A 1175-nucleotide genomic window follows, 5' to 3' on the forward strand; every position below is an offset into this window, starting at 1 on the left:
GTCTCGCACTTCCGCTCCAATCAACCTTAAATAGTTTCGTTTTAAAAACAACAATCTTTACGAAAAGAGCCTTTTATAAAAAGCGCTTTCGAATACTTGGCGATGGCAGCATGCAGCTCTCTTCTTTCTTTCCGAACCATTTGTAACGGTTCTTGGCAATGAAGTCATAAACGATGTTCCGGATGAAGCTTGGAACGATGATGAAACCGTAAAGCAATTTCCATGCCCCTTGTAAGCGGCGGCAAATCCTCAAGGCTGCAGACGATTTATAGTAGGCCTTATCCTTTTCGATCAGAACCATGCTATCTATATCTGCGGGAGCATCGTATTTCTTCAGCAGCTCTTGACCCGCCTCACTTTGAAGCGAAGCGTAATAAAAAAGCCCCTGCGGATCCCGCTTTATAATGAACTGGACACTCGAATCACAAAAGTTGCATTCACCATCAAATAAAATGACCGGATTCATGAACATTCCTCCTACAGAGAGACGTTTATCATACTCATGCTTCTATAATACACTACCCGTTTTGGTAAGGCGAAAACGCAAGGAATTGTTTGGGGTTTTAACGGTTTGTTTTCACTAGCAATTGGATTTTCTATCGACATCCTAATATTACTTACAAAAGTATATGGAATAAAAATGAATTTTCTGCAGAAAATACTTATATTAATTACAAAGTAGGAGTGTATATATGGATCAAACACTTTATGAAAAAATTGGTGGAGAAGAAGCGATAGCAAAAGTTGTGGACTATTTTTACAACGAGTTGGTGCTTAAGGATGATACAGTTAATCATTTTTTTGAAAAAACGGATATGGAAAAACAACGCAGTCATCAGACAAAATTTATTAGTTTTGCATTAGGTGGTCCAAAACAATATTCTGGACAATCAATGGCAAAAGCTCACCAGGGAATGAATCTGCAACCAGCCCATTTTAATGCTATTGTAAAACATCTTAACGATGCACTTGCTCACTTTGGAGTGAATGAAGCTGACATAGATACAGCTTTAACTAAAGTTGCTTCACTAAGAAATGATATTTTGAATAAATAACTATCAGGTGCTTTACTTCAATACCAGGAGCTGATCAGCAGCTCCTTTTCGTGCGCCCGGCATGGGTGCAATCTATAGGGTGAAAGTCCCGAACCATGAAGGCAGTAGTAGTGGTTAGCT

At 39.0% G+C, this 1175-nt stretch carries 2 protein-coding genes; one reads left to right on the forward strand and one right to left on the reverse strand.

Features of this window, described 5'->3' with window-relative positions; genetic code table 11:
* Nucleotides 1–73 precede the first annotated feature (73 nt).
* The gene (locus N9I19_RS24825) at nt 74–466 is read right to left on the reverse strand and encodes a thiol-disulfide oxidoreductase DCC family protein (protein WP_061464645.1); all 393 of its coding nucleotides are present in this window, start codon (nt 464–466) and stop codon (nt 74–76) included.
* Nucleotides 467–692: 226 nt separating this feature from the next.
* Here N9I19_RS24825 and N9I19_RS24830 point away from each other — a divergent pair, with 226 nt between their 5' ends.
* Nucleotides 693–1055 carry a group I truncated hemoglobin gene (locus N9I19_RS24830; protein WP_284469820.1) on the forward strand — a complete coding sequence of 121 codons (363 nt, stop codon included), beginning with the start codon at nt 693–695 and terminating at the stop codon, nt 1053–1055.
* Nucleotides 1056–1175: the final 120 nt, after the last annotated feature.

This window comes from Peribacillus sp. CSMR9, from assembly GCF_033141925.1.
GTDB lineage: Bacteria > Bacillota > Bacilli > Bacillales > DSM-1321 > Peribacillus > Peribacillus simplex_A.